The sequence below is a fragment of the Loktanella sp. DSM 29012 genome, from assembly GCF_900110705.1.
GTDB classification, from domain to species: Bacteria; Pseudomonadota; Alphaproteobacteria; order Rhodobacterales; family Rhodobacteraceae; genus Loktanella; species Loktanella gaetbuli.
Genome location: NZ_FOEJ01000001.1, coordinates 105,693 through 132,592, shown reverse-complemented (window position 1 = coordinate 132,592; position 26,900 = coordinate 105,693). Strand labels below are relative to the sequence as shown.

Here is a 26,900-nt window from a genome sequence, read left to right as displayed (position 1 = left end):
CGGGATGCGCCAGTGCCAGAGCGCCGGCCAGGGCAAGTTCACAAGCTGCCTAAAATTTACCATTTGATAAAAAATAAAACCGTGCAAAGCTGATGGTGATCCAGACAACGACCGAGGCCGCCATGACATCAACCACTGCCCCCGGAATCGCCGCAGGCCGCCTGAGCGCGGATGCGCTGGCCGAAGCCTTTGCCGACCTGCACGCGCCGCTTGACCCGCACGAGGTGCTGGTCGCCGCCGACCGCTGCTATTTCTGCCATGACGCGCCCTGCGTGACCGCCTGCCCCACGGACATCGATATCCCGTTGTTCATCCGCCAGATTTCCACCGGTACGCCAGAGGCGGCGGCACGGACCATCTTTGACGCCAATATTCTGGGCGGCATGTGCGCCCGCGTCTGCCCGACCGAAGACCTGTGCGAAGGTGCCTGCGTGCGCGAGTTGGCCGAGGGCAAACCGGTCGAGATCGGTCGTCTGCAACGCCATGCCACCGATACACTGATGGCGCGGCAAGGTCATCCGTTCACCCGTGCGCCTGAAACGGGCAAGCGCGTGGCCGTCGTCGGCGCAGGTCCGGCGGGCCTGTCCTGTGCGCACCGTCTGGCGATACTGGGACATGACGTGACGCTGTATGACGCACGCCCCAAACCGGGTGGTCTGAACGAATACGGGATCGCGGCCTACAAGAGCACCGATGATTTCGCCGCCCGCGAAGCCGCATGGCTGATGCAGATCGGTGGGATCACGCTGGAAACCGGCCGTGCGCTGGGCGCGGATCTGACGCTGGACAACCTCTCGGCCGATTTTGACGCCGTCTTTCTGGGGGTTGGTCTGGGCGGTGTGAATGCCCTCGGCGCAGACGGTGACGACAATGACAGCGTGACGGATGCCGTCAGTTTCATCGCGGAATTGCGGCAGGCGACGGACCTGACCCAACTGCCCGTCGGACGGCATGTCGTCGTCATCGGCGGCGGTATGACGGCCGTGGACGCGGCCGTGCAATCCAAGCTGCTGGGGGCAGAGGCCGTAACCATTGCCTATCGCCGCGACCGCGACCGGATGGGGGCCAGCCGCTATGAACAGGATCTGGCCGCCAGCCACGGCGTGCGGATCATGTTCAATGTCCAGCCGCACGCGATCCACGATGGTGAAATCGCGCTGGAATATACCGCGGACGATGGCACAGGCCTGAAAGGGACGGGCGAGACCATTCGCATTCCCGCAGACCAGGTGTTCCGTGCCATCGGTCAGACGTTGACCACAGACGGTGGCCTGATGATCGAGGACCGCAAGATCAAGGTGACGGGTGCCGGCCGTACCACACGGATGGGCGTCTGGGCGGGTGGCGATTGCGCACAGGGTGGCGATGATCTGACCGTGACGGCCGTCGCCCAAGGGCGCGATTCGGCGATGGACATTCACAGCGCCCTGGTCGGCGATGCCTGAACTGCCCGAAGCCGATGCCGCGCGTCGCCGGATCGCGGACCACTGTCTGCACCGCACGATCGAGGGGTTCACGATCGGCGAGGTGTCGCATGTGGACCTGCCGCCAACAGATCAGCTGGACCGGTTCATCGGCACACAGCTGACGCGCACGCATCGGCACGGCAAATACATCTTTGCGGGGTCTGTGGATGGGCCCTGGATGCATATCCATCTGGGCATGGCAGGCAGTTTGCGGGTCTGGGACGACGGCGGCGATGTGCCCGATTACGCCCGATTGACCGTGAATTTCGAGGGCGGTCGCCGCCTGACATTTCGTGATCCACGCAAGTTCGGGCACGTGCAGATGGTCGCGGACGTTGACCAGTTCGTTGCCGACAAGGGGCTGGGTCCCGATGCGATGCAGATTGGCGACAATGCCTTTGCCAATGTGATCGGCGGCACGCGGGGTGCTGTGAAATCTGCGCTTCTGGATCAGGGCAAGCTGGCGGGCGTGGGCAACCTTTGGGCGGATGAATCGCTCTATCGCACTGGCATCATGCCGGACGCCAAGGCGAGCGATCTGCCCGCCGAGCAGATCGCAGCACTGCACACGACGGTGCAGGACGTGATGGGCACCGTGATGGACAAGAACGCGGATTACAGCCAGCTGCCCCGCGACTGGCTGATCCACAACCGCACCGATGGTGCCGATTGCACGCGATGCGACGGCACCATCACCAAGATGACCGTCGGCGGGCGCACATCCTACCATTGCCCCGCTCACCAGACTCAACGACGATAGGACATACCATGGCTGACCTGACCACTGATTTCCTCGGCATCAAGAGCCCGAACCCGTTCTGGCTGGCCTCGGCACCGCCCACGGACAAGGAATACAACGTCCGCCGCGCCTTCGAGGCGGGCTGGGGCGGCGTCGTGTGGAAAACGCTGGGGGCCGAAGGGCCGCCCGTCGTCAACGTCAACGGGCCGCGCTACGGCGTGATCTACGGCGCTGACCGCCGCGTGCTGGGGATCAACAACATCGAGCTGATCACCGACCGCCCGCTGGAGGTCAATCTCGAGGAAATGGCGCGGGTCAAGGCAGACTACCCCGACCGCGCGATGATCGCGTCGATCATGGTCCCCTGCGAGGAACAGGCATGGAAAGACATCCTGCCACGGGTTCAGGAAACCAACGCCGACGGGATCGAGCTGAACTTTGGCTGCCCGCACGGGATGGCCGAACGCGGCATGGGATCGGCCGTGGGTCAGGTGCCGGAATATATCGAAATGGTCGTGCGCTGGTGCAAGAAATACTATGACCGGCCCGTCATCGTGAAACTGACGCCGAACATCACGGATATCCGCAAACCCGCGCAGGCGGCGAAAAACGGCGGGGCGGACGCGGTCAGCCTGATCAACACGATCAACTCGATCACATCCGTGAACCTCGATGCGATGTCACCCGAACCCATGATCGACGGCAAGGGCACGCACGGCGGTTATTGCGGTCCGGCGGTCAAACCCATCGCGATGAACATGGTGGCTGAAATTGCCCGCGATCCCGCGACCCGTGGTCTGCCCATCTCGGGCATCGGTGGCGTGTCGACATGGCGCGATGCGGCTGAATTCATGGCGCTCGGTTGCGGCAACGTGCAGGTCTGCACCGCCGTCATGACCTACGGGTTCAAGATCGTTTCGGAAATGAAATCGGGCCTGTCCCAGTGGATGGACGAAAAGGGCTATACCTCGACCGCCGATTTCGTCGGCCGTGCCGTGCCCAACGTCACCGACTGGCAGTACCTGAACCTGAACTACGTCGCCAAGGCAAAGATCGACCAGGACAAATGCATCTCTTGCGGGCGTTGCTATGCCGCCTGCGAGGATACCAGCCATCAGGCCATCGCCATGTCAGAGGACCGCACCTTCAGCGTGATCGACGCCGAATGCGTGGCCTGCAACCTGTGCGTCGATGTCTGCCCGGTCGCGGACTGCATCACGATGGAAGCGATGAACCCCGGCACGATTGATCCGCGCACCGGCAAAGAGGTCCAAGAGGACTATGCCAACTGGACCACGCATCCCAACAACCCCGGTGCGGTTGCAGCAGAATAAGGCCCGGCCCTTCTTCTGGTGTCAAATATCCCGGGGGTCCGGGGGCAGCGCCCCCGGTCCCGTCCGGAATCACCAGCCGTTTTCGGTAATGATCTTGTCCTCCGGCACGCCCATCTCCTTGAGGGCGTCACGGATGTCGTCGACGAATTCACCCGGCCCGCAGACGTAGCAGGGCTTGTCCGTGGCGATGCCGATGTCAGACAGCATCGCGCGGTCCAGTTGGCCTTTGCGGTGGGCCGTATCGTCCTGATCCGAAATCACGTAGGTCGGCGTCACGCCCGCCATCTGATCCCACGTATCCTTCATGATGATGTCGCGGTCATGGGTATTGGCAAAGATCAGGTGATCGCCGCCGACGCCTTCGCGGGCGTGTTTGTTCAGGATCGCGATGAACGGCGTGATGCCCGCACCGGCGGCCAGAAAGGTGCCGCAACCGTGGTCGGTGATGGCACCGGCCGGATCCTCGGCCAGCCAGCGGTCGCCGGGTTGGATATCGGGGACCAGTTCGGTGACGCCGTCGTGGGATGGATAGGACTTGATCACGAATTCCACATGTTCGGCATCGGGATCGCTGACCATCGTGAACGCGCGGTCCTCGTCGCGCCAGCCATCCTTGTCCAGCGCCATATGGGTTGCCTGACCTGCTTCGAATCGAAAGCTGTCGGGTTTGCTGCAAATCAGCCGATAGGTATCGTGGGTCACTTGTTCGATCTTCTGGACGGTCAGCGTATGTGTCATGTCGTTCTCCTTGGTTGAAAGGAAAACGGATCTAACGGGCGCGTGGTTCCAAAAGACTGCGATAGAGTTGATCGAGAAAGCATTCCGCGCCGGGAAACGGGTCCTCTTCGTCCAGCACGGCGCGGATCTGCACGTCGAAATCGGCGTAGTGCTGGGTCAGCGACCAGATCGAGAAAATCAGGTGCACCGGGTCGGTGCGGCGGATCAGGCCCGCGTCCATCCAGTTTTGCAGCACCTCTGCGCGGTTGTCGACCAGCGCCTTGAGGTCTGTTTTCAAAAGGTCGCGCACCATGGGCGCACCTTGCAGAATCTCGTTGGCGAACAGGCGACTTTCGCGCGGAAAATCGCGGCTGAGGGCCAGTTTGCGCTGCGCATACCCCAGGATTTCCGTGATCGGATCGCCCGTCGGGTCAAGCGCGCGCAAAGGGTCCAGCCATGTGTCCAGCAGCGCGTCCAGCAGGGCGGTATAGATCGCCTCCTTGGACGGAAAATAATACAGCAGGTTGGGTTTCGACAGACCTGCCTCGCGCGCGATCTGATCGAGTGTTGCCCCGCGAAAACCGTTTGCGGAAAACACCTCCAGCCCGGCGGTCAGGATCACCTTGCGGTTGCGGATCTGGATGCGGGTCTTGGGCGCTGCGTCGTCCATCGGTTCTCCTGCTGCCGCTTTTTCGGGCGGTGCTGCCTGCGTGCTGTGCCGTCGCACTGGCTGCGCGGGATTGTCGCGGCGCAGGCTTGACGGATTCAGGTCCCGTGGTAGCGTGAGTTTGACCAAGCGGTCAAATCATGAATGACGAGGGATATCGAACATGGCGGCACCGGGGGAAAATCTGCGGATCGACGGGGACCGCCTGTGGGACAGTCTGATGGACATGGCCCGGATCGGCCCCGGCGTCGCGGGTGGCAACAACCGCCAGACCCTGACGGATGAGGATAGCGAAGGCCGTCACCTGTTTGCCGCGTGGTGCAAGGACGCGGGCATGACCATGGGTGTCGACGAGATCGGCAACATGTTCGCGCGGCGCGAGGGCACCGACCCCGACGCGCTGCCGGTCTATGTCGGCAGTCATCTGGATACCCAGCCCACGGGCGGCAAATACGACGGCGTTCTGGGCGTTCTGGGCGGTCTGGAACTGATCCGCACGATGAACGACCTGGATATCAAGACCAAACACCCGATTGTCGTCGTGAACTGGACGAACGAGGAAGGCACGCGCTTTGCCCCCGCGATGCTGGCGTCGGGTGTGTTCGCTGGAAAGCATGACCTGGACTGGGCGAATGACCGGGTCGATGCGCAGGGCAAACGCTTTGGCGATGAACTGGAACGCATCGGCTGGAAGGGTGATGAACCCGTAGGCGACCGCAAGATGCACGCGTTGTTCGAGTTGCATATCGAACAGGGTCCGATCCTCGAGGCCGAGGGCAAGGATATCGGCGTCGTCACCCACGGGCAGGGGCTGCGCTGGATCGAATGCACGGTGACGGGCAAGGAAAGTCATACCGGTTCGACGCCGATGTCGATGCGTAAGAATGCGGGACGCGGCCTCGCGCTGATCACGGAACTGGTCCATGAGATCGCGATGAAAAATCAGCCCAACGCGGTGGGGGCCATCGGTCATATCGACGTCTACCCAAACAGCCGCAACATCATCCCCGGCAAGGTCGTGTTCACCATCGATATGCGGACGCATCTGCTGGACAAGCTGAACGGCATGGTCGACGAATTGATGGCAAGGGCCCCGGCGCTGTGCGCTGATATCGAGGTCGAATTCAGCGCCGAAATCGTCGGTCAGTTCGATCCGCCCGCATTCGACGAGGGCTGTGTGGCGGCGGTGCGTCAAGCTGCCGAACGGCTGGGCTATTCCCATATGGATATCGTCAGTGGCGCGGGTCACGACGCCTGCTGGATCAACGACCTGTACCCGACCGCGATGGTGATGTGTCCTTGCGTCGACGGGCTGAGCCACAACGAAGCCGAAGAGATCACCAAGGACTGGGCCAAGGCCGGTGCGGACGTGCTGCTGCATGCGGTGCTCGAGACGGCAGAGGTGGTGTCCTAGGGGCTCTGCCCCCGGCTGCGCCTCCCCCGGGATATTTTTGACCAGAAGAAGTTTGACCATAAAGGACCACGCCCATGAGCAAAGTCATCAAGAACGGCACGATTGTCACCGCTGATCTGACCTACAAGGCGGATGTGCTGATCGAGGGCGGTGTGATCACCCAGATCGGGCCTGACCTGACGGGGGACGAGGTTCTGGACGCGACCGGCTGCTATGTCATGCCGGGCGGGATCGATCCGCATACGCATCTGGAGATGCCGTTCATGGGGACCTATTCCACAGATGATTTCGAGAGCGGGACACGGGCGGCGCTCTCGGGTGGGACGACGATGGTCGTGGATTTTGCCTTGCCCTCGCCGGGACAGGGTCTGCTGGATGCCTTGCAGATGTGGGACAACAAGTCGGGACGTGCCGCCTGCGATTATTCGTTCCACATGGCGGTAACCTGGTGGGGTGAACAGGTGTTCGACGAGATGGAAACCGTGGTGCGGGATCGCGGCATCAACACCTTCAAGCATTTCATGGCCTACAAGGGCGCGCTGATGGTGAACGATGACGAGCTTTATTCGTCGTTCAACCGGTTGTCGGAGCTGGGCGGGATTGCGATGGTTCACGCCGAAAACGGTGATGTCGTGGCGGAGTTGTCGGCCAAGCTGCTGGCGGCGGGCAACACGGGGCCGGAGGCGCATGCCTATTCGCGCCCGCCCCAGGTCGAGGGTGAGGCCACAAACCGCGCGATCATGATTGCCGATATGGCCGGCGTGCCGCTGTATGTGGTGCATACCTCTTGCGAAGACAGCCACGAGGCGATCCGGCGCGCGCGGATGCAAGGCAAGCGCGTTTGGGGCGAGCCGCTGATCCAGCATCTGACGCTGGACGAATCCGAGTATTTCAACGCCGATTGGGACCATGCCGCGCGGCGGGTCATGTCGCCGCCGTTCCGCAACAAGCAGCATCAGGACAGCCTGTGGGCGGGTCTGCAGAGCGGGTCGTTGTCGGTTGTGGCGACGGATCACTGCGCCTTTACCACCGAACAGAAACGCTATGGCGTGGGTGATTTCACCAAGATCCCGAACGGGACCGGGGGGCTTGAGGACAGGATGCCGATGCTGTGGACCTACGGCGTGAACACCGGGCGGCTGACGATGAACGAGTTTGTTGCGGTGACGTCGACCAATATCGCCAAGATCCTGAACTGCTATCCGAAAAAGGGTGCCGTGCTGGTGGGGGCAGACGCCGATCTGGTGGTCTGGGACCCGGAGAAGGAAAAGACCATTACCGCCGAAAGCCAGGTCAGTGCGATTGATTACAACGTGTTCGAGGGCAAACACGTGAAGGGCCTGCCGCGATTTACCCTGACGCGCGGCCACGTTGCCGTGCACGACGGCGAGATGCGCGCGCAGGAAGGCCACGGAAAATTCGTCAAGCGCGCCCCCAACGGGTCGGTGAACAAGGCGCTGTCGTCCTGGAAGGAGCTGACCGCGCCGCGTCCGGTGGAGCGGTCCGGCATTCCGGCGACGGGGGTTTGAGAATAGATGGTGTCCGCTGACGGCGATCCTCAAGTCTTGGAGCATTCCGCAAAAACAGCGCGATCAGCTGTGATTTCTGCCAGTTCTGTTGATCTGACCTTTCAGACCAATGACGGGCCGGTGCACGCATTGAAAGACGTCAGTCTGGACATCGACAAGGGTGATTTCGTCAGTTTCATCGGGCCTTCGGGGTGTGGCAAGACGACGTTCCTGCGGTGTATCGCGGGGCTGGAAACACCGACGGGCGGCACGCTGCGTGTCAATGGGATGACGCCGGACGAAGCGCGGCGGGCGCGGGCCTATGGTTATGTGTTTCAGGCGGCGGGGCTGTATCCCTGGCGGACCATCGGCGGGAACGTGAAACTGCCGCTGGAGATCATGGGATATTCCAAGGCCGAACAGGCGGAGCGTGTGAGCCGCGTGCTGGAGCTGGTCGATCTGGCCGGGTTTGCGCGAAAGTATCCCTGGCAATTGTCGGGTGGGATGCAGCAGCGGGCGAGCATCGCGCGGGCGCTGGCCTTTGACGCGGATATCCTGCTGATGGACGAGCCGTTCGGTGCGCTGGACGAGATCGTGCGCGATCATTTGAACGAGCAGCTGTTGCAGCTGTGGGCGCGGACGGAAAAGACCATCGGGTTTGTCACCCATTCGATTCCTGAGGCGGTGTATCTGTCGACCAAGATCGTCGTGATGTCGCCCCGCCCCGGCCGGATCGCGGATGTGATCGAGAGCACGCTACCGCGCGAGCGCCCATTGGATATTCGTGACAGTCCTGAATTCATCGCGATTGCGCACCGCGTGCGGGATGGTTTGCGGGCGGGGCATGCGGATGATTGAGCGTGGCGCTGATTGTGGGGGCGGGTGCCTCCGGCGGGAGTATTTCCGGCAAGATGATGGCATGGGTGCGCGATGAAATCGGTGCTGCCTGTCCTGACGATCGTGGCGTTCATCTTGGGGTTCTGGACCCTGGCGGTGGTGCCGATGAACATTCATCTGGCCGCAGATCAGGCGGCGCGGGGCGATATCGTCGTGGAACCCGCCGATGCGCGGGCGCGCCAGGAGGTGGGGGCCTTTGCGCTTGCGCTGGGCAATCCGGCGGTGATCCCGATGACCTATACGCTGGACCGGCCGCGACTGCCGGGACCGCAGCAGGTGGTAGTGGAATTGTGGAACACGATTTTTGCCGTGGCCCCCACCTCGAACAGATCGCTGATCTATCATGGCTGGGTGACGTTGTCGGCGACCCTTTTGGGGTTCGGCATGGGCACGGCGCTGGGCATCGCGCTGGCCGTGGGGATCGTGTTTTCGCGGACCATGGATCTGAGCGTGATGCCCTGGGCGATTGCCAGCCAGACGATCCCCATTCTGGCGTTGGCCCCGATGATCATCGTGGTCATGGGCGCAATCGGTATTCAGGGGTTGCTGCCCAAGGCGATCATCAGTGCCTATCTGTCGTTCTTTCCGGTGGTCGTCGGCATGGTGAAGGGGTTGCGCAGTCCTGACACGATGCAGCTGGACCTGCTGCGGACCTACAGTGCGGGTCCGGCGCAGGGGTTCTGGAAATTGCGTCTGCCCGCGTCGGTGCCCTATCTGTTCGCGTCATTGAAGATCGGGATCTCTGCCTCCCTCGTCGGGGCGATCGTCGGCGAATTGCCCACGGGCGCGCGGGCCGGTTTCGGCGCGCGGATGCTGGTGGGGGATCAATACGGCCAGCCACTGGTGACATGGGCTGCGTTGTTTGCGGCCGCGATCACCGCGGCGGCCCTTGTGGGTCTGTTCGCGTTGCTGGAACGGGTGACGCTGAAACGCATGGGGATGGCAGCATGATGGCGGCAGCGGCGGTCATGGTGATCTGGGGCACCGGATGGTTTCTGAACCTGATGCTGGCGCGACGGGGCGCTGCGGGGGCCGGTTGGCTGGCCCCCGTGATATTTGGCCTGACGATCCTGTTGATCTGGGAAGTTTACGTGCGCATGGCGGGGGTCAGTCCGATCATCCTGCCGCCGCCGTCGGATATTGCGGTGACGTTCAGCCAGTCGCTGCAGGTCCTGTGGGCGGATTTCGAACAAACGATCCTGAAAGGTGCGCTGACCGGATATGTGATCGGTGCGCTGGCGGCCTTTGGCGTTGCCGTGTTGGCGGACCGGAGCGATTTTCTGATGCGGGGCATCCTGCCGGTTGGCGGCTTCATGGCGGCCCTGCCAATCGTGGGCACCGCGCCGATTTTCGTCAAATGGCTGGGCAGTGACTGGCCGTCCAAGGCGGCGGTGGTGGGCGTCATGGTGTTTTTCCCGATCCTTGTGAACACGGTCGCGGGGTTGCGCGACACCACGGCGATGCAGCGCGACCTGATGCGGACCTATGGCGCGGGTTATTGGCCGACGTTGATCAAGTTGCGCATCCCGGCCGCACTGCCGTTCGTTTTCAACGGGCTGAAAATTGCGACGACGCTGGCGCTGATCGGGGCCATTGTTGCTGAATTTTTCGGCTCTCCGACCGTGGGAATGGGATTTCGGATCTCGACCAGCGTGGGGCAGCTTGCGCTGGACCTTGTCTGGGCAGAGATTGTGGTAGCGGCCCTTGCTGGGTCGGTTTTTTACGGGGGAATGGCGGGGATCGAGAAGGTCCTGACATTCTGGCACCCAAGCCAACGCAGATAAACAGACCGGGATAACCCGGCGTAACCTCAACAAGGAGAACGATATGAAACATTTGATGACAGCGGCGATGCTGACCTTTGTCGCGGGACAGGCCAGCGCGCAGGACAATGACGTGGCCCTGCAATTGCAGTGGGTCACGCAGTCCCAGTTCGCAGGCTATTACGTCGCACAGGACAAAGGGTTCTACGACGAAGAAGGACTGAACGTCACCATCCTGCCTGGCGGTCCCGATATCGCGCCGCCGCAGGTGCTGGCCGGTGGTGGGGCTGACGTGATGCTGAACTGGATGCCCAGCGCGCTGGCTGCCCGCGAAAAGGGGCTGCCGGTCGTGAACATCGCGCAGCCGTTCAAATCGTCCGGCCTGATGCTGACCTGCTGGAAAGACACGGGCATCACGTCGGTCGAGGATTTCCGCGGCAAGACCATCGGCGTCTGGTTCTTTGGCAACGAATACCCGTTCCTGAGCTGGATGAGCCAGGCCGGCATTCCCACTGACGGCGGTGAAGAGGGTGTCACGGTGCTGAAGCAGGGGTTCAACGTCGATCCGCTGTTGCAACGTCAGGCCGATTGCATTTCGACCATGACCTACAACGAATACGGTCAGGTGCTGGATGCGGGCGTCAGCCCGGACGAGCTGGTGACGTTCAAGTATGAGGATCAGGGCGTCGCCACGCTGGAAGACGGCATGTGGGTGCTGGAGGAAAACCTGGAGGACCCGGCGTTCGTCGAGAAGATGACACGCTTTGTCCGGGCCTCGATGGAAGGCTGGAAATACGCCGAGGCCAATCCCGATGAGGCCGCACAGATCGTGTTGGACAACGACATGACCGGCGCACAGGGCCTGGAGGCGCAGCAGCGCATGATGTCCGAGGTTGCAATGCTGACGGCGGGATCGAACGGCGCGCTGGACGAGGCTGATTACCAGCGCACGGTCGACACACTGCTGGCCGGCGGGTCCGATCCGGTGATTTCCGAAGCACCGACCGGTGCATGGACCAGCGTCATCACGGACGCTGCACTGAACTGATGGCAAAAGGCGCCGCGGCCACGGTCGCGGCGTCACCCAAACGGCAGGTCCGGTCCGCGACCTGCTGACGCAGCACCTTGAATCCCCTTAAATCGGGGCGATTTACCCGCGTCTGTCGTCTGTGCGTATTGTCGCACGGACTTTTGCTGCAACCGCAAAATTCATAAATTCTTGTCACAGATGAACTTGTCTTGACGGAGCTTGCGGTGGACACTCTTCTACTCTCTCGTATCCAGTTTGGTGCGAATATTTCATTTCACATTCTGTTCCCGACGATCACGATCGCGCTGGGCTGGGTGCTGCTGTTCTTTAAGCTGCGTTTCAACAAGACCGGCGACCAGAAGTGGATGGACGCCTATATGTTCTGGGTGAAAATCTTTGCCTTGTCGTTCGCCATGGGCGTGGTGTCGGGCATCACGATGTCGTTCCAGTTCGGCACCAACTGGCCGGGGTTCATGGAAACCGTGGGCAACGTGGCGGGTCCGCTGCTGGCCTACGAGATCATGACGGCGTTTTTCCTTGAGGCGGTGTTCCTGGGCATCATGCTGTTCGGGGCATCCCGCGTGAAAAACTGGGTGCATACGCTGGCGACGTTTCTGGTGGCGTTCGGCACGACGATGTCGACGTTCTGGATCATCGTGCTGAATTCCTGGATGCACACGCCGCAAGGGTACGAGGTGATCGACGGTGTGGTCCATGCGACCAACTGGATGGAGATCATCTTCAACCCCTCCATGCCGTACCGGTTCGTGCACATGATGCTGGCGTCCGGCCTGACGGTGGCATTCCTGATCGCGGGTATCTCTGCGCTGCGGATGCTGTGGGGCGATCGCGGCGAGGCGGTGAAATCCACGTTGCGGTTCGGCATCATCACGGGTGCCGTGCTGATCCCGCTGCAAATTCTGGCCGGTGACATGCACGGGCTGAACACGCTGGAATATCAGCCGGCCAAGGTCGCCGCGATGGAGGGCAACTGGGAAACACAGTCGAATGTGCCGCTGGTGCTGTTTGCCGTGCCGAACCAGGAAACCCGGTCGAATGACTTTGAGATCAGCATTCCGAATGGTGCATCGATGATCCTGACGCACAAGGCGGATGGTGTGGTGCCCGGTCTGAATGACTTTGTCGGTGAGGATGGCGAAATATTGCACCCGCGTGTGGCCCCGGTGTTCTATGCCTTTCGCATCATGATCGGCACGGGTGTTGCGATGCTGCTGCTGTCTTGGGGTGGTGCGTTCCTGCTGCGTCGCTACGGTGCCGGCGAGATGCCCAAGCTGCCGCTGCTGGCCTTTACCGCGATGAGCTTTAGCGGGTGGATCGCGACGCTGGCGGGCTGGTACACGACCGAAATCGGGCGTCAGCCGTGGCTGGTGCAGGGTGTGCTGACGACCAAGGACGCGGTGAGCGATGTGCCCGCCAGCATGGTGCTGAGCACGCTGATCGGATACCTCGCCGTCTATGCGGTGCTGATCGTGGCCTACATCGGCGTGATCACTTACCTCGCGCGCAAGGCGACCAAGGGTGAGCCGTTCTCGAACCGGCGCTATCCGCGTCGGGGCGAGGTCAACATCGCCACATTGCAGCCGGGGGAATAACGATGGACCTGTTTGGTGATCCGGCCGTCTGGCTGCCGTGGACCTTTGCCGCACTCATGGGATTGTCGATCCTGATCTATGTGGTGCTGGACGGTTTCGATCTGGGCGTTGGCCTGCTGATGCCGCTGGCCAACGACGATGAAAAGGACAGGCTGGTCGCGTCGATCGGCCCGTTCTGGGACGCGAACGAGACGTGGCTGGTGCTGGCCGTCGGGTTGTTGCTGGTGGCGTTTCCGCCGGCGCATGGTGCGATCCTGACGGCGCTGTATCTGCCGGTATTCGTCATGCTGATCGGGTTGATCCTGCGCGGCGTGTCGTTCGAGATGCGCGCCAAGGCCCCGTTGTCGCAAAAGGCGGCGTGGAACGGTGCATTCTTTGCCGGGTCGCTGCTGGCATCGCTGAGCCAGGGTTTCATGCTGGGCATGTACATCATGGGCCTGACCTGGACGCTGCCGCATGTCGGTTTCGCTGTGCTGACGGCTGTGTTCCTGACGGTCGGCTACAGTTTCATCGGCGCGGCCTGGCTGATCTGGAAAACCGACGGCGATCTGCAACAGCACGCGGTGCGCTGGGCCAAGGGTGGCATCTGGGGACTGATACTGGGCATTGGCGCGATCTCTCTGGCGACGCCGTTCGTCAGTTTCCGCATCTTTGAGAAATGGTTCAGCTGGCCCGAAATCGGTTATCTGTCGCCGCTGCCAATCCTGTCGATGGCGCTGGTCGGCTATCTGTGGTGGAAGCTGCGTCGCCTGCCGTTCGTGGATGATCGCTGGGCCTGGACGCCGTTTGCTGCGGCAACGGGATTGTTCGTCTTGGCCTACGGGGGGCTGGCCTATTCGTTCTATCCCTATGTGGTGCCGGAACAGATCACGATCTACGATGCGGCATCGGCCCCCGAGAGCCTGATGATCATTCTGGTGGGGACGCTGTTCGTGCTGCCAGCCATAGCAGGCTATACCGTGCTGTCGTATTTCATTTTCCGGGGTAAGGCGACAGAGCTGCGTTACGACTGACTGTTGCGCCCCGGTCGTGAATGGCTGGGGCGCATTCGAATTGCGAAATTCGCGTCCTTCCCGCAGAGTATCACCGTCCGGGCGGGTCATGGCAATGCTGCTGCGCGGCCGTAGAAGTAGCATTGGCGCGGAGCGTATGATTATCAAGTTGTTAAGAAAGCTGCGGGCCAGGCGCCGGCAGTTTCGGTATGTTTCGAAAAGCGCGAAGCTGGAATGGCCGGTCAGTCCGGGCGGCGCCATCATCAAGGATCGTGCAAGCATCGGGCGCTATACCTACCTTAAACGTGGGACGCGGGTGGCGCGTGGTACCAGGATCGGTCGGTATTGCACGATCGCGATGGGTGTGGACATTGGTCCGCCGGAACACCCGATGAATTGGATGAGTGTCCACTCTTTCCAGTACAATACAGGTCACTTTCAGGACGTCCCCGGCTATGACAAGCCGCGCCGGATCAAGCACAAATCACGCCCGCGCACGGTGATCGGCAACGATGTGTGGATCGGCGCGAAAGTGATCGTCCGGCGGGGGGTCAAGGTTGGAAATGGTGCGATCCTTGGGGCAGGGTCGTTCGTGAACAAAGACGTGCCACCCTACGCCATCGTCGGCGGTATCCCGGCGCGGGTCATTCGCTACCGGTTCGATGAGGCGACGATCGCGCGGTTTCAGCGGGTGAAGTGGTGGACGCTTACCCCGCAAGAAATGGACGGCGTCACTTTCAACGACGTAGATGCAGCATTGGACCAGATCGAGCGGATCAAAGCCGGGTCTAACTGACTAGTCCGCCAGCGCTGCCTCGCCAAAGATCGCCTGCGCGTGGTCTGCGAGGTAGATTTTCAGCCAAGGGGTAAAGGCATCCGGGTCGCGTTCAACCTGCGCCATCAGTTCACGCAGTGACACCCAGCGGGTCGCCATGACCTCTTCGGGGTTTGGGGTGACGGGCAGATCGGCGGGGGCTTCGGCGGTATAGACCTCGACCACCTCGTGTTCGATCAGGCCGCCGCCGACATCCGCGCGATATTCAAGATGGTCGCGGTGGGTCATGGTCAGGCCGGTGATGCCCAGTTCCTCGTTCAGGCGGCGCGTGGCGCAGGTCAGCGAATCCTCGCCCCAGTCGGGATGGGTGCAGCAGGTGTTCGCCCACAGGCCGGGCGTGTGGTATTTCCCCAAGGCCCGTTGCTGGATCAGCACCTGATCGCCGCGCATGACAAAGACGCTGATCGCCTTGTGGCGCAGGCCACGCAGGTGGGCGTCCAGTTTTTCGACGGGCGTCAGTGTGCCGTCGATCCATGCGGGGATCATCACCGTCATGTGCGCGTGACGCTGACCAGCCCTGACAGATGGGCGAGGTTCTTGATGCCGATTTTCAGGTGCGCCATGGGCCGTGCCTTTACCAGTGCCTTGTTCATATAGGCCTCGAACGTCAGTTTCTGAACATCCACGTCGTGGCAGAGCGACACGAACCGTTCGCGCCGTTCGTCGCTGCGGTAATAGGCGTTTTGCATCGCGCCGAGAACCCGGAACACCTGTTTATGTTCCCGCATGAACAATTTGCGGGCCAGTTGCAGGTCCTTGGCGCGGCCGGTTTTCAGTTTCGCCGCAGCAGCGGTGGCGGCGACGCGGCCGCCGACCATGGCGTAGTAGATGCCTTCGCCGGACGACGGGGCCACGACGCCGGCTGCGTCACCGGCCAACACCACGTCATTGCCGTTGTCCCAACGGTCCAGCGGTTTCAGCGGGATCGGTGCACCCTCGCGGCGGATGGTTTTGCAGTCCGTCAGACCGTGGGCGGCGCGCAGGTCGGCGGTGGCCTGTTTGACGTCCACCGATTTGACCAGCGACCCCATGCCGATACTGGCCTGACCGCCGTGGGGGAAAATCCAGCCGTAGAAATCAGGCGAGATTTTGCCGTCATAGATCACGTCGCAGCGTTTGGGGTCGTAAGAGGCGTTGGCCTCGGGTGCTTCGACGATTTCGTGGTAGGCGATGACATAGGGGATTTTGTCGCCGCCCGGCACGCATTGGGCCGCGACCTTGGACCGGGCACCGTCGGCACCGATGATCATTTTGGTGTCGAGGATCTGTTCCTCGCCCGTTTCCTTGTCCCGGTAAACAACGTGGCTGCCGTCCGCGTCGCGGGTGATGCGCACGAATGTGCCGGCGATCAGATCGGCCCCGGCTGATACGGCGCGGTCACGCAGGAAGGGGTCGAAATGTTCGCGGTCGACCATCCCGACGAAACCGTTCTCGATCGGGATATCGACGTGGCGTTGGGTCGGGGACACCATCCGTGCTGTCGTGATTTTCGCCACAAGCTGGTCGTCGGGGATGAAAAAGTCCGCGATCAGGCGGGGCGGGATTGCACCACCGCAGGGTTTGATCCGGCCCAACCGGTCCAGCATCGCGACCCGGTGACCGGAACGAACCAGATCCTCGGCGGCGGTGGCCCCGGCGGGGCCTGCGCCCACGACAACGACATCATATTTCATGGCTATTCTCCCGGAACGAGTGTGGATGCGGACGCACGGTGGCGGTCCATGATTTTGGCGGCCATCAGGGCGGCGGTCAGAAACAGGGCGGCTTCGAAGATGAAGACAGAGCCGAAGGCCTGCGCGTCGCCCAAAGTTGTGCGGCCCAGATCGACGAGGGCCGCGCCCGTCAGCCCGCCAAAGCCTGCGGCGACCGCCTGGGCGGCCCCCCACAGGCCCATGCGGGTGCCTTCGCGGCGGTCGCGGCCCTGGCCTGCCAGCGCCATCATCGACCCGATGGCGGCGACGGCGAACATGCCGTTGAAGAAACCCAGTGCCACGACAGCGGGCACCAGCGGTGCGCCCGGTCCCATTGGCCCGATGAAAGCGAGTGCCGCCAGCGATGCGGCGGACCCGATGCAGCCCGCGACGACCCAGCCGCGCAGGCCGCCGATCTTGAACCCGGTGGCGAGGATGCCGACGGCCAGCATACCGACGAATGTGCCGCCGTTCTGTGCGCCCGACAGCGAGGTGGACTGGCCGGGGGTAAAGCCAAAGACGAGGCCGGCGTAGGGTTCGAGAATCAGTTCCTGCATGAAGTACGCAGTCATCGACAGGAACACAAAGAGGGTGAAATTTCGCGCGCGGCGTTCGGCCCAGACCTCTGCCAGGCCCTGGCGGAAGGGGGTGGCGTCGGGTTCCGTGACCTTGATCAGGCGGCGTTCGAGGCCCCAGACGGCGAGGATGGTCAGGGCTGTGGCGGCGGTCACGACGATGGTGACGACCTTCAGCAGCAAGGCGGGTGTGTATGGATCCAGGAATGCACCCACGGTGCCAGCGGTAACCGCGATGCCAAAGATCATCATCAGCCATGTGATCGTGGCGGCGGCGGCGCGGCGCTGCGGCGCGGTCGTTGTCGCGAGCAATGCCAGCAGTGACGTGCCTGATGCGCCGACGCCGAGGCCGATCATTGCATAAGCTGCGATGGACACGGTCAGGCCAAGCACAAAGCTGACGGGAAACAACAGGATCGCCACGGTTGCCAGCAGTGCGCCCGCGGCAAGGATCGCCATGCCGCCGATGATCCAGCGGGTGCGCTGTCCGCCTGCGTCAGATGCGAAACCCCACTTGGGGCGGCTGAGCTGGATGCCGTAGTGCAATGCCACCAGCGCGCCGGGGAGGACGGCGGCCAGTGACAACTCGACAACCATGAGGCGGTTCAGGGTGGATGTGGTCAGGACCACGATTGCGCCGAGGCACATCTGCACGAGGCCTAGGCGCATGATCTGGAACCAGGTCAGCATATCAGCCTCCGATACTGCGCAGGGCGGTGGCGGTGACCATCATGCCTGCGATGAAAAACAGGATGCCCATGCCTTGATACCATTGCGCACGTCCCAGCGGGTCGCGCAGCAGGGTGCGCATGGCGATCAGCTGGATCGCGAGCAGGGCGGCAACGGCGGTGCCGTGCAGCAGCTTGCCGTTGAGGTCGAGCAGGATGATGACCGCGATCTGCGGCAAGGTCATGGCCCAGCAGGCCACGCGCGCGGCGCGGGCTGGGCCCAGGACGACGGGCAGTGATCGCAGGCCGAGTGCGCGGTCACCGGTGACCGATTTGAAATCGTTCAGCACCATGATTCCGTAGGCACCGATCCCGTAGAGCGTGGCGATCACCATGATGAGGAGTGACGGCGCACCGGCTGACAACACGGCAGCGCCCGTGATCCACGGCAGGGTTTCATAGGCCAGCCCACAGAGCAGCGGCCCCCACAGAGGCGAACGTTTCGCCCGGAGAGGTTCGGCGGAATAGGCCCAGGCGGCGGCACAGGCGAGCGCGGTTGCACCAAACCCCCAAGCACCAAGCTGCCATCCGATGGCCAGCGACAGCAGGGTCATCGCAAGTGCGATCCACAGGCCCCAGCGACCGGGCACGGCACCGGACGGAATAGGTCGGTCAGGTTCGTTGATCGCGTCGACATGGCGGTCGCACCAGTCGTTGGCGGCTTGGCTCATGCCGCAGGTCACGGGACCGGCGAGCACGACGCCCAGCGCCACCAGAGTCCAGTCGGCTGACAATGTGCCGACGGACACGACGCCACACAGGTAGGCCCACATCGGCGGAAACCATGTCCACGGCTTGACCAGACGCAACAGTGCCTTTGGCGCGGGCCAGCGACGCGGTGTGGATGGGTGATCTGCGAGGGTACTCATGACTGTCAGTCTAACTAGACACATACGCAGGGGGCAAGTGTAAACTAATGCGGACAGGTCGTGTCATATCCTAACTTGTGTTTGCACTTTCCCTGCACCCGATGCACCGTATCCGAAACGATTTGGAGAATTCCTGACATGACTATTCGCGTCACGGTGTGGAACGAAAATGTCCACGAAACCCACAACAAGATCGTCGGTGATCTGTATCCCGACGGTATTCACGGCGCGATCGCCGATGCCTTGAACAAGGCGGACGGAATCGCTGCGACGACAGCCACCCTGCAAGAGCCGGAGCACGGTCTGACGCAGGAAAGGCTGGACAATACCGACGTGCTGATCTGGTGGGGTCATGCCGCGCACGGCGATGTCGATGACGCCGTGGTCGCGCGCGTGACAGAGGCGGTCTGGTCCGGCATGGGTTTCATCGCGCTGCATTCGGCGCATTTCGCCAAGCCGTTCAAACGACTGATGGGCAGCGCCTGCAACCTGACCTGGCGCGAGGCAGGCGAGCGTGAGCGGTTGTGGGTCACGTCCCGCAATCACCCGATTGCGGCCGGGCTGCCCGATCATTTCGAGTTGGAAAACGAGGAGATGTACGGCGAACCCTTTGGCGTGCCGGAACCGCTGGAAACCGTGTTCATCAGCTGGTTTCAGGGGGGCGAGGTGTTCCGGTCCGGCCTGACCTACAAGCGTGGTGCGGGCAACGTGTTCTATTTCCGCCCCGGCCACGAGACCTATCCGACGTATTTCGACAGCAACGTGCAACGTGTGATCGAAAACGCCGTGCGCTGGGCGCATAATCCCGCGATGCGCGATCCTGCCCCGACAGACGCGCCCAACGTGCCGGTAGAACAGGCGCTGGAACCCATCGAGGCGCGCGGGCCAAGCCTGCACGCGGACGGCGAAGAGGGTTTCAAGTGAGCGATCCCATACGTGTCCTGATCGTGGGGACAGGCGGCATGGCGCATGCCCATGCCAGTGCCTATCAGGCGATGGAGGGGGTCGAACTGGTCGGCGGTGTCGACCGGAACCCCGAGAACCTGCATGAATTCAACGCGCAATACGGAATCACCCACGGATTCGATTCCGTGATCGAGGCGATCCAATGGGGGGAATTCGACGCGGTGTCCAACGTGACGCCCGACGCCGTGCATTTCCCGACGACCATGCCGCTGCTGGCGGCGGGCAAGCATGTGTTGTGCGAAAAGCCGCTTGCCGTGACCTATCAGGATGCAGCACAGATGGCGGTGGCCGCGCAGGCGGCAGGTGTCGTGAACATGGTCAACCTGACCTATCGCAACATTCCCGCGATCATGGAGGCGCAGCGACTGGTCGCCAGCGGTGCCATCGGCGAGGTCCGACACTTTGAGGCGTCCTATCTGCAAAGCTGGCTGACCCAGCCAGCCTGGGGCAAGTGGGACGAAGAAGAACAATGGCTGTGGCGGCTGTCGTCGAAACACGGGTCGTTGGGTGTTCTGGGCGATGTGGGGGTGCATATCCTTGATTTCACAACTTTCGTTGCGGGTGCGGATTCGGCTGCGGTGTCGTGCCGGCTCAGGACGTTCGACAAGGCACCGGGCGGGCAGATCGGTGCCTATGTGCTGGATGCCAACGACAGTGCGACGATGCAGGTGCAGCTGACCAACGGGGCGATCGGCGTGGTGCACGCCAGTCGCTATGCCAGCGGACACATGAACGACCTGCGGCTGCGGGTTTTCGGAACCGAGGGCGGTCTGGATGTGCGCTGGGAGGATAACCAGTCCGTCTTGCGGGCCTGTCTGGGGGACCAGATCGGCACGGCTGCGTGGGAGTATCTGGAGGTGCCGCCCGTTCAGACGAACTATGTCGGGTTCATCGAGGCCATTCGCGCGGGGCAATCGGTCCTGCCCGATTTTGCGCGTGGTGCGACGTTGCAGCGGGCGCTGGATGCAGCGGTGCTGAGTGACGGCGACGGCTGCCGGGATATCGTTCTGGGATGACCGGGCCCGCGATCTTTTTCCATTCGGATGCGATCGAGGGCGAAGGCAAGGATCTGGTCGGTCGGCGCAGCGCAGGGCAATCGTTCCTGCGCGGTTTCCTGCGACATGTGCCGGGCGAGATGGTGCATGCGCTGGTGGAAACCCCCGCAGCGGCCAAGGCGTTTGATGCCGTTGCGCGCGGACTGGGCGAAACGCGGACATTGTCTGCGGTGGCGCTGAATTCCGGTGCGGATTTCACGGGGGTCGGGACGATCTTTTTCCCCGGTCCGGGCTATATGCAGGCGGCATGGCAGCGGCAGCGATTTGGCACCGCGGCGTGCAGTCTGGTGGGCATCACGCATACGGTGTCCACGCGCCGCGTGATGGAAGGGTTGCACAAGCTGCTGGCCGAGCCTGTGCATGACTGGGACGCCGTGATCTGCACCAGTCGCGCGGTACAATCCGTGGTCGCCCGCCAGATGGAAGAAGAAGTGCTGTTCTATGCGGATCGGTTCGGGGCGACCCGGATGCCGATACCGCAATTGCCGGTCATACCGCTGGGGATTCATGCGGATGACTTTGCGCAGCGCGACGGTGCGCGGGCTGCAATGCGGGCGCGGTTTGGGGCGGATGATGCCTTTGTCGTCATGACGATGGGGCGTCTGACCAGCGTGGAAAAGGCAAACCCCGTGCCATTGTATCTGGCGTTGGAACAGGTCGCGCAGGATTTGGGACGCCCGGTGCATCTGTGGCAGGTCGGCTGGGCCAACCGCGAAAACGAGGCGGCGCTGCACCGTGATGCGGCGGCGGTGTTTTGTCCGTCGGTCAAGGTGGTGCAGATCGACGGGCGCGACGCGGATATTCGTCGCGATATCTGGGCGGGGGCTGATGTATTCACCCTGCCTGTGGACAACATTCAGGAGACATTCGGTCTGGTCCCGGTCGAGGCGATGGCCGCGGGATTGCCCGTTGTCATGCCCGATTGGAACGGGTTCCGTGACACCGTTTTGCATGGTGAGACGGGTATGTTGATCCCCACCCGCATGACCGGGCCGGGTCAACCCGTTGGGGCCGATCTGGCGGCGCGATTTGCCGACGGACGGGATGGCTATCTGCATCATCTGTCACTGATCCAGCAGCAGACGCAAATCGATGTGGCCGCTTATGCCGATGGCCTGCGCGCCCTCGCGCTGGATGCAGGCTTGCGGGGCCGGATGGGGCAGGCGGGTGTGGCGCACGTGCGCGCGCGCTATGACTGGGCGGCGGTCATTCCGCAGTATCTGGCGCTGGGCGATGAACTGGCGGCGCGGCGCGCCGCGGCCAAGGCCCGCCTGGCGGTGATGCCGTTGCAGATTGATCCTTTTGACCTCTATTCCGGGTATCCGACGGATCATGTCACGACGGATTGGGTCGTGTCACAGGTGCGACCGATGGGGCAGGACGCGCTTGCGGCACTTGATGCGCTGAACGGGCGCGGGCTGTACCAGCGCAAGCAATTGCCGGATGCGCGTATTCTGGGGTTCGTCGATGCGGCGGGGCGTGCCGGAATGGCCCGGATCGGCGACATCGCGGCGGCAATGGGTCTGCGAAGCGACCTTGCCATCGCGGCGGCACTGTTCCTGGCGAAATACGATTATCTGAAACTGGACCCGGCCCCACCACAGTAAGGCCGTAATTTACGATATATTGACCAATCAACCGCCAGTCCGGACAAGTAACGGACCAAAGAACGCGGACGGCAAGAGGTTTGGGCAATGCAGCTATCGGTCAGATTTGAAAATACACAAGGGACAGAGCCTGGCAAAGGCCCTGTGCAGGTCGGCTGGTTCCTGAACCAGATGAAGGCCGGGATCGTCTATTTCCCGCCTGAACGGGTGCGGTCCGTGGACATGAACAAGACCCACGCGAAATCCGCAAGTCGCTGCCCTGCGGTCATCAACATGGAAAGCCGCTATTTCGTGGTGCGCTGCCCGTTCGATCTGAACCTTGAATTCGTGCGCGACAAGGACGGCAAGCCCGCGATGCGCAACCTCAACGGGGATCGCAGTGGCATCCGTGGCAACAAGCTGCGTGAAAAACTGCATATCGCGGCGGAACATGAATGGCGTTATCCCGGCGTGCCGACCATCCAGCTGGAACTGCCATACACGTTCATCGCGGATGAGCCGGTTTACATGAGCCAGGTCGCGCCGTTCATGCATTACGCGAAAACGCCTCTGCCGGGCACGATCTTTGGCGGGCGGTTCCCGATCAACGTCTGGCCGCGTCCGCTGATGTGGGCGTTCGAGTGGGTCGACCATACCAAGCCGCTGGTCGTGAACCGGGGCGACCCGCTGTTCTACATCACGTTCGAGACGATGCCGCAGGACCGGTCGGTCGTCGTGCAGGAGGTCGAACAGACCGAGGACCTGAAGAATTACATGGAGCTGATTTCGGGAGCGGTGAATTACGTCAACCAGACGTTTTCGCTGTTCGAGGCAGCAGAGGCGCGGCGTCCGAAAAACCTGGTCTGCCCGGTCAAGCGAGACCGGTCGGAGTGATGGCGCAGTGACGGATACGGGCAAGTCACTGTCCGAATTGCGTGCGTCTGCGGCGCAGGCGCATACGGATGGCGATACCAAAACCGCGCTGCGCGCCTATGCAGCCTATCTGGCACAGGTGCCGGGGGATGCGCGGATGTGGTCGAACCTGGGGGCGCTGCACAGACGCGCGCACCGCACGCAGATAGCGCTGCTCGCCCATCGGCGGGCGCTGGCGCTGGCACCGAACGATGTGTCTGTCATGAACAACGCGGCGAATGCGCTGTCCGATGTCGGGCAATACGATGAGTCGTTGGCCTTGCGGCACAGATTGCTGGACCATACCCCTGACGATCTGAACCATCTGGCGATGGTCGGACGCTGCCTACGCGGCAAGGGTGACTATGCAGCCGCCATTCGCTGGCTGGATGCCGCGCGTGCGCGGTTCCCGGATGATGCGGAATTGCAGATGCAACTGGCCTTTGCGCAACTGGGGGCGGGGGATTACGCGCAGGCGTTCCGGAACTATCGCGCGCGTTGGCGTGCAGGAGAGTTGAAGCCGCGCGATCTGCCTTTTCCCGAGTGGACGGGTCAACCGCTGGACGGCAAGACCATCGTGATCCTGCCCGAACAGGGGTTCGGTGACGCAATCCTGTTTGCGCGCTTTGCCGCCGTGCTGCGGGGGCGTGGTGCGCGCGTCGTGATGCAGGTCAAGAAACCCCTGCGGCGTCTGTTTGCGGGGATCGACGGCGTCGATGCAATCGTGCCGGATCTCACGGCTGATATGCAGGCGGACTATTGGATCAATATCATGGACCTCGCGCTGCTGCATTTCGAGCAGGATGGGTCCGTGCCACCGCCGTGTCGCCTGACGATGCCTGACGACAGCAGCGCGCGCGCGCGCGCCCTGTTGAAACCCCATGCTGGAAAAATGCGGATCGGTGTCGTCTGGACCGGGTCCGTGACCTACAAGGGCAATGCATTCCGGTCGTTCAGCCACCGTGACTACCTTGGGCTGGCGGCCGTGCCGGGTGTTCAGCTTTTTTCGCTGTACAAGGGGCCGGAACTGGCACCCTACCACGCCGACGGCACGGACAGTGTGATCATCGACACCGGCAGCAGCGAACGCGATTTTGCGGATACGGCCGCGATGATGCGGCAACTGGATCTGGTGATCACGTCAGACACGGCCACGGCGCATCTGGCCGGATCGCTGGGCGTGCCGGTGTGGGTCGTTTTGCACTGGGATGCCTTTTGGGTGTACCGCCATGCTGGGACGAGCACGGCGTGGTATCCGTCAATGCGCCTGTTCCGGCAGCATGAACCATTAGACTGGGACGGCGTTATGGCGGATGTGACGTCAGCCGTTCGCGCCCAGATGGAGATTTGAGATGAAAGAGTTACTCGTTCCGACTGCACCCGGCGAATTGATCGACAAACTGACGATCCTGCGCCTGAAGGAAGAGAAGATCACCGATCAGGCCAAGCTGACCAATGTCCGCCATGAGCGCCGAGTGTTGCAGGCTATTGCGGATCAGGCGTTGCAGCACAGTGCCGCGCTGACTGCCCTGTGGGATGAATTGTATCAGATCAACGCCGACCTGTGGGAAATCGAGGACGATATTCGTGCCTTTGAGGCCCGCCGCGATTTCGGTCCCGGTTTCATCGCCCTGGCGCGTGCGGTATATGTCACCAACGATCAACGCGCCGCCGTGAAAAAGCGGATCAACGTTCTGCTTGGCTCTGCCATCGTGGAAGAAAAGTCATACTACAGTCCGGAGAGCCAAAGAATATGACCCCCCAAGACCGCGTCAACGCCGCCCGCAAGGAATTGCACGAGGTGCGCCAGCAGCTGTCCAAGATCCTCAAGACCGAGAAAAGCCGCAAGCGTGGCCCGGTCGTGCGATTGCTGCATGAGGTCGCCAGCATGATGACGCCGGGATTCCCCTATGCCTCGCAGGCGGGCCAGGATCAGGTCGTGGATACGATTTTCAAGGGCAAGCGGGACGGCACCTTTGTGGATATCGGTGCGTTCAACGGAATAACTGGTTCAAATTCTCTGTATTTCGAGAAGTGGCGCGGCTGGACCGGCACCCTGGTCGAGCCGGTGAAAGAGTACCGTGATACGGCAGCAATGTGGCGCACGGCACCCTGCCTGCCCTATGCGATCTCTGACAGCGACGGCGAGGCACCATTCATTGCGGTGACCAAGGGCTATACCCAGATGAGCGGGCTGAAAGGCACCTATGATGCCAAGCTGCTGGAACGGGTGCGCGCCGATCCGCGCCACGCCGAGGACAGCATCACCGTGCCGACAAGGACTCTGAACGCCTTGTTCGACGAAATTGGCGTGACCGAGGTGGATTTTGTCTCGCTTGATATAGAGGGCGGAGAGCTGGCCGCGTTGCGGGCCTTCGACTTTGACAAATACAAGGTCGGCGTCTGGGCGATCGAGAACAACACCACCGCGCGCGACATCGCGGCACTGATGCGCGAACATGGCTATAATCTGGCGGAATTCTGCGGCGTGGACGAGATCTATGTCCATAAGGATATCGCAACCTAAATTCCGCGCATTTTGCGGTTAGTGCCTTGTTCATCCCTGCGTTGTCATCCCGGTCACGGGTGGCAACGCAAGGACTGGACATGAGCACTGGTAGCAATCGACCGATCATCATCAAACGCAAGAAGGTCATCGCAGGTGGCGGGCACCACGGTGGGGCCTGGAAGGTCGCCATATGCGTTGTCCTATTTGCGACGGCTTTTGCCGCCCTCTGGTAAGAGTGAACCCCGTTTTCAGGGCGAGTGACGTGTCATTTTGACAAGAACCGGAAAGGGCCGTTCATTCTGAACCTCGACTTGATGCCCTGAATTCCGTGTACGGTGCGTTAATGCCCCAAGGTTTTTTCAGGGCAATTTTGTGGAGACGGCAAAATCAGGCCCGCCGTTCCATGACAGGGTCTGACGCGTCGATTCGTTCCTTTTGGCCGGCCTGCGTGTAAAGGCTCAGGCCGTCCTTGACTGATCTGATCTCGGCCAGCCGCGCGGCCGCCGCCCTGATGCCCGCACAACGTGCCTCGAGCAATTTGCCGTTTCGGTTCATCAACGTCGTCATGCGGGCCAAGGCCGCACCGTCGGGCGCAAGCTGCATGAATTCTGCGATCAGCGCATCCTTGCGCACCGTCAGGCCGGACAATTTTTCAAGATCGCCGGTTCGCAAGGCGGTCCACTCCTCTCTGAAGAGGTTTTCGCAAAGCAGGGTGATCCGGTCAGTCATCGGTGCGAGCCTTCATCGCGTTAAAGAGCGATTCGGCGATGCCGATACCGCCGGCGGCCACCATCTTTTCCGCCTGCGCGTCACGCAGAAACGATGAAAATTGATCCGAACCGGGCCCGGAGCCGAATGGGCCAGCCGCCCCATCGAATTGCATGGATTTGAGCATTTCCGAAAGGAATGTTGCCTCCAGCTTGCGGGCGGCCTGCAGCAAATCGGTGTCCGGGCCAGTTGCAACTGGCAACTGTCTGGGCGGAACGGGCGGAACAGCAGTGGGGATCACGATGGCACCTCTTGTTGCGATCCGT

Annotated in this window: 27 protein-coding genes and 1 pseudogene; 20 read left to right on the top strand and 8 right to left on the bottom strand. The window is 62.1% G+C overall.

Annotated elements, in window-relative coordinates:
• Positions 1–122: 122 nt before the first annotated feature.
• Genes BMX27_RS00655 through preA form a run of 3 tightly spaced genes read left to right on the top strand, consistent with a single transcriptional unit; the run spans position 123 to position 3,539 of the window.
• Positions 123–1,445, top strand: a complete 1,323-nt coding sequence (locus tag BMX27_RS00655) for an NAD(P)-dependent oxidoreductase (protein WP_090158690.1) — start codon at positions 123–125, stop codon at positions 1,443–1,445.
• Entirely contained in the window at positions 1,438–2,226 is a 789-nt protein-coding gene (locus tag BMX27_RS00650) for an Fpg/Nei family DNA glycosylase (protein ID WP_090158010.1), read from the top strand. The genes BMX27_RS00655 and BMX27_RS00650 overlap by 8 nt, the downstream gene beginning before the upstream one ends.
• An 8-nt stretch (positions 2,227–2,234) precedes the next feature.
• On the top strand, positions 2,235–3,539 hold the full coding sequence (gene preA / locus BMX27_RS00645) for an NAD-dependent dihydropyrimidine dehydrogenase subunit PreA (protein ID WP_090158009.1): 1,305 nt from the start codon (positions 2,235–2,237) through the stop codon (positions 3,537–3,539).
• Between the two features lie 69 nt (positions 3,540–3,608).
• Here the strand turns inward: preA and BMX27_RS00640 are convergent, their stop codons facing one another.
• Positions 3,609–4,277, bottom strand: coding sequence for an FAD-binding oxidoreductase (locus BMX27_RS00640; protein ID WP_090158008.1), 669 nt, complete (start codon positions 4,275–4,277; stop codon positions 3,609–3,611).
• A 31-nt stretch (positions 4,278–4,308) separates the two neighbouring features.
• Complete coding sequence (locus BMX27_RS00635; RefSeq protein ID WP_090158007.1) at positions 4,309–4,926, bottom strand: TetR family transcriptional regulator C-terminal domain-containing protein; 618 nt, start codon at positions 4,924–4,926, stop codon at positions 4,309–4,311.
• Between the two features lie 160 nt (positions 4,927–5,086).
• Between BMX27_RS00635 and BMX27_RS00630 the strand changes: the two genes are divergently transcribed.
• The 9 genes and pseudogenes from BMX27_RS00630 to BMX27_RS17115 form a co-directional block, all read left to right on the top strand.
• Complete coding sequence (locus BMX27_RS00630; protein ID WP_090158006.1) at positions 5,087–6,337, top strand: Zn-dependent hydrolase; 1,251 nt, start codon at positions 5,087–5,089, stop codon at positions 6,335–6,337.
• 74 nt (positions 6,338–6,411) lie between these two features.
• The gene (gene hydA / locus BMX27_RS00625) at positions 6,412–7,866 is read left to right on the top strand and encodes a dihydropyrimidinase (RefSeq protein ID WP_090158005.1); all 1,455 of its coding nucleotides are present in this window, start codon (positions 6,412–6,414) and stop codon (positions 7,864–7,866) included.
• 6 nt (positions 7,867–7,872) lie between these two features.
• Entirely contained in the window at positions 7,873–8,703 is an 831-nt protein-coding gene (locus BMX27_RS00620) for an ABC transporter ATP-binding protein (protein ID WP_256212345.1), read from the top strand.
• A 72-nt stretch (positions 8,704–8,775) separates the two neighbouring features.
• The gene (locus BMX27_RS00615; protein ID WP_090158003.1) at positions 8,776–9,693 is read left to right on the top strand and encodes an ABC transporter permease; all 918 of its coding nucleotides are present in this window, start codon (positions 8,776–8,778) and stop codon (positions 9,691–9,693) included.
• Positions 9,690–10,526, top strand: coding sequence for an ABC transporter permease (locus BMX27_RS00610; protein ID WP_371260052.1), 837 nt, complete (start codon positions 9,690–9,692; stop codon positions 10,524–10,526). Before BMX27_RS00615 ends, BMX27_RS00610 begins: the two co-directional genes overlap by 4 nt.
• Before the next feature lie 43 nt (positions 10,527–10,569).
• Positions 10,570–11,553: an ABC transporter substrate-binding protein gene (locus BMX27_RS00605; RefSeq protein WP_090158002.1), complete on the top strand. Its 984-nt coding sequence runs from the start codon at positions 10,570–10,572 to the stop codon at positions 11,551–11,553.
• A 206-nt stretch (positions 11,554–11,759) separates the two neighbouring features.
• Positions 11,760–13,148 carry a cytochrome ubiquinol oxidase subunit I gene (locus tag BMX27_RS00600; RefSeq protein ID WP_090158688.1) on the top strand — a complete coding sequence of 463 codons (1,389 nt, stop codon included), beginning with the start codon at positions 11,760–11,762 and terminating at the stop codon, positions 13,146–13,148.
• 2 nt (positions 13,149–13,150) lie between these two features.
• Positions 13,151–14,161 carry a cytochrome d ubiquinol oxidase subunit II gene (locus tag BMX27_RS00595; protein WP_090158001.1) on the top strand — a complete coding sequence of 337 codons (1,011 nt, stop codon included), beginning with the start codon at positions 13,151–13,153 and terminating at the stop codon, positions 14,159–14,161.
• Positions 14,162–14,636: 475 nt separating this feature from the next.
• Positions 14,637–14,781, top strand: a pseudogene (locus BMX27_RS17115) (DapH/DapD/GlmU-related protein); the annotation flags it as partial.
• A 155-nt stretch (positions 14,782–14,936) separates the two neighbouring features.
• Here the strand turns inward: BMX27_RS17115 and idi are convergent.
• Genes idi through chlG form a run of 4 tightly spaced genes read right to left on the bottom strand, consistent with a single transcriptional unit; the run spans position 14,937 to position 18,838 of the window.
• A complete protein-coding gene (idi, locus tag BMX27_RS00585; RefSeq protein WP_090157999.1) occupies positions 14,937–15,470 on the bottom strand; it encodes an isopentenyl-diphosphate Delta-isomerase in 534 nt (177 codons plus the stop codon).
• On the bottom strand, positions 15,467–16,648 hold the full coding sequence (locus BMX27_RS00580) for a geranylgeranyl diphosphate reductase (RefSeq protein ID WP_090157998.1): 1,182 nt from the start codon (positions 16,646–16,648) through the stop codon (positions 15,467–15,469). The genes idi and BMX27_RS00580 overlap by 4 nt, the downstream gene beginning before the upstream one ends.
• A gap of 2 nt (positions 16,649–16,650) precedes the next feature.
• Entirely contained in the window at positions 16,651–17,931 is a 1,281-nt protein-coding gene (locus BMX27_RS00575; protein WP_090157997.1) for a BCD family MFS transporter, read from the bottom strand.
• A gap of 1 nt (position 17,932) precedes the next feature.
• Entirely contained in the window at positions 17,933–18,838 is a 906-nt protein-coding gene (gene chlG / locus BMX27_RS00570) for a chlorophyll synthase ChlG (RefSeq protein WP_090157996.1), read from the bottom strand.
• Positions 18,839–18,976: 138 nt separating this feature from the next.
• Here chlG and BMX27_RS00565 point away from each other — a divergent pair, with 138 nt between their 5' ends.
• The 8 genes from BMX27_RS00565 to BMX27_RS16675 all read left to right on the top strand — a co-directional run bounded on the left by BMX27_RS00565 (position 18,977) and on the right by BMX27_RS16675 (position 26,099).
• Complete coding sequence (locus BMX27_RS00565; protein WP_090157995.1) at positions 18,977–19,762, top strand: ThuA domain-containing protein; 786 nt, start codon at positions 18,977–18,979, stop codon at positions 19,760–19,762.
• Positions 19,759–20,820, top strand: coding sequence for a Gfo/Idh/MocA family protein (locus BMX27_RS00560; RefSeq protein ID WP_218144638.1), 1,062 nt, complete (start codon positions 19,759–19,761; stop codon positions 20,818–20,820). The genes BMX27_RS00565 and BMX27_RS00560 overlap by 4 nt, the downstream gene beginning before the upstream one ends.
• Positions 20,817–22,466, top strand: a complete 1,650-nt coding sequence (locus tag BMX27_RS00555; protein ID WP_090157994.1) for a glycosyltransferase family 4 protein — start codon at positions 20,817–20,819, stop codon at positions 22,464–22,466. The genes BMX27_RS00560 and BMX27_RS00555 overlap by 4 nt, the downstream gene beginning before the upstream one ends.
• Before the next feature lie 87 nt (positions 22,467–22,553).
• Complete coding sequence (locus tag BMX27_RS00550) at positions 22,554–23,339, top strand: hypothetical protein (RefSeq protein WP_090157993.1); 786 nt, start codon at positions 22,554–22,556, stop codon at positions 23,337–23,339.
• 7 nt (positions 23,340–23,346) lie between these two features.
• A complete protein-coding gene (locus BMX27_RS00545) occupies positions 23,347–24,708 on the top strand; it encodes a tetratricopeptide repeat protein (protein WP_090157992.1) in 1,362 nt (453 codons plus the stop codon).
• Position 24,709: 1 nt separating this feature from the next.
• A complete protein-coding gene (locus BMX27_RS00540) occupies positions 24,710–25,114 on the top strand; it encodes a DUF6165 family protein (protein WP_090157991.1) in 405 nt (134 codons plus the stop codon).
• Positions 25,111–25,884 (top strand): FkbM family methyltransferase, encoded by a 774-nt coding sequence (locus tag BMX27_RS00535; protein WP_090157990.1) that lies wholly within the window; start codon positions 25,111–25,113, stop codon positions 25,882–25,884. The genes BMX27_RS00540 and BMX27_RS00535 overlap by 4 nt, the downstream gene beginning before the upstream one ends.
• Positions 25,885–25,964: 80 nt before the next feature.
• Positions 25,965–26,099: a hypothetical protein gene (locus tag BMX27_RS16675; RefSeq protein WP_371260051.1), complete on the top strand. Its 135-nt coding sequence runs from the start codon at positions 25,965–25,967 to the stop codon at positions 26,097–26,099.
• A 154-nt stretch (positions 26,100–26,253) separates the two neighbouring features.
• Here BMX27_RS16675 and BMX27_RS00530 read toward each other — a convergent pair whose 3' ends face one another.
• Both BMX27_RS00530 and BMX27_RS00525 read right to left on the bottom strand, forming a co-directional pair.
• Entirely contained in the window at positions 26,254–26,595 is a 342-nt protein-coding gene (locus BMX27_RS00530; RefSeq protein ID WP_090157989.1) for a hypothetical protein, read from the bottom strand.
• Positions 26,588–26,875 carry a rod-binding protein gene (locus BMX27_RS00525; RefSeq protein WP_371260050.1) on the bottom strand — a complete coding sequence of 96 codons (288 nt, stop codon included), beginning with the start codon at positions 26,873–26,875 and terminating at the stop codon, positions 26,588–26,590. Before BMX27_RS00525 ends, BMX27_RS00530 begins: the two co-directional genes overlap by 8 nt.
• Between the last annotated feature and the right edge of the window lie 25 nt (positions 26,876–26,900).

What these genes read in the sequence shown, in the direction of transcription:
- BMX27_RS00655 (WP_090158690.1), top strand. Translation starts at nt 123, where the DNA reads ATGACATCAACCACTGCCCCCGGAATCGCCGCAGGCCGCCTGAGCGCG.
- BMX27_RS00650 (WP_090158010.1), top strand. Translation starts at nt 1,438, where the DNA reads ATGCCTGAACTGCCCGAAGCCGATGCCGCGCGTCGCCGGATCGCGGAC.
- preA (WP_090158009.1), top strand. Translation starts at nt 2,235, where the DNA reads ATGGCTGACCTGACCACTGATTTCCTCGGCATCAAGAGCCCGAACCCG.
- BMX27_RS00640 (WP_090158008.1), bottom strand. Translation starts at nt 4,277, where the DNA reads ATGACACATACGCTGACCGTCCAGAAGATCGAACAAGTGACCCACGAT.
- BMX27_RS00635 (WP_090158007.1), bottom strand. Translation starts at nt 4,926, where the DNA reads ATGGACGACGCAGCGCCCAAGACCCGCATCCAGATCCGCAACCGCAAG.
- BMX27_RS00630 (WP_090158006.1), top strand. Translation starts at nt 5,087, where the DNA reads ATGGCGGCACCGGGGGAAAATCTGCGGATCGACGGGGACCGCCTGTGG.
- hydA (WP_090158005.1), top strand. Translation starts at nt 6,412, where the DNA reads ATGAGCAAAGTCATCAAGAACGGCACGATTGTCACCGCTGATCTGACC.
- BMX27_RS00620 (WP_256212345.1), top strand. Translation starts at nt 7,873, where the DNA reads ATGGTGTCCGCTGACGGCGATCCTCAAGTCTTGGAGCATTCCGCAAAA.
- BMX27_RS00615 (WP_090158003.1), top strand. Translation starts at nt 8,776, where the DNA reads ATGAAATCGGTGCTGCCTGTCCTGACGATCGTGGCGTTCATCTTGGGG.
- BMX27_RS00610 (WP_371260052.1), top strand. Translation starts at nt 9,690, where the DNA reads ATGATGGCGGCAGCGGCGGTCATGGTGATCTGGGGCACCGGATGGTTT.
- BMX27_RS00605 (WP_090158002.1), top strand. Translation starts at nt 10,570, where the DNA reads ATGAAACATTTGATGACAGCGGCGATGCTGACCTTTGTCGCGGGACAG.
- BMX27_RS00595 (WP_090158001.1), top strand. Translation starts at nt 13,151, where the DNA reads ATGGACCTGTTTGGTGATCCGGCCGTCTGGCTGCCGTGGACCTTTGCC.
- idi (WP_090157999.1), bottom strand. Translation starts at nt 15,470, where the DNA reads ATGACGGTGATGATCCCCGCATGGATCGACGGCACACTGACGCCCGTC.
- BMX27_RS00580 (WP_090157998.1), bottom strand. Translation starts at nt 16,648, where the DNA reads ATGAAATATGATGTCGTTGTCGTGGGCGCAGGCCCCGCCGGGGCCACC.
- BMX27_RS00575 (WP_090157997.1), bottom strand. Translation starts at nt 17,931, where the DNA reads ATGCTGACCTGGTTCCAGATCATGCGCCTAGGCCTCGTGCAGATGTGC.
- chlG (WP_090157996.1), bottom strand. Translation starts at nt 18,838, where the DNA reads ATGAGTACCCTCGCAGATCACCCATCCACACCGCGTCGCTGGCCCGCG.
- BMX27_RS00565 (WP_090157995.1), top strand. Translation starts at nt 18,977, where the DNA reads ATGACTATTCGCGTCACGGTGTGGAACGAAAATGTCCACGAAACCCAC.
- BMX27_RS00555 (WP_090157994.1), top strand. Translation starts at nt 20,817, where the DNA reads ATGACCGGGCCCGCGATCTTTTTCCATTCGGATGCGATCGAGGGCGAA.
- BMX27_RS00550 (WP_090157993.1), top strand. Translation starts at nt 22,554, where the DNA reads ATGCAGCTATCGGTCAGATTTGAAAATACACAAGGGACAGAGCCTGGC.
- BMX27_RS00540 (WP_090157991.1), top strand. Translation starts at nt 24,710, where the DNA reads ATGAAAGAGTTACTCGTTCCGACTGCACCCGGCGAATTGATCGACAAA.
- BMX27_RS00535 (WP_090157990.1), top strand. Translation starts at nt 25,111, where the DNA reads ATGACCCCCCAAGACCGCGTCAACGCCGCCCGCAAGGAATTGCACGAG.
- BMX27_RS16675 (WP_371260051.1), top strand. Translation starts at nt 25,965, where the DNA reads ATGAGCACTGGTAGCAATCGACCGATCATCATCAAACGCAAGAAGGTC.
- BMX27_RS00530 (WP_090157989.1), bottom strand. Translation starts at nt 26,595, where the DNA reads ATGACTGACCGGATCACCCTGCTTTGCGAAAACCTCTTCAGAGAGGAG.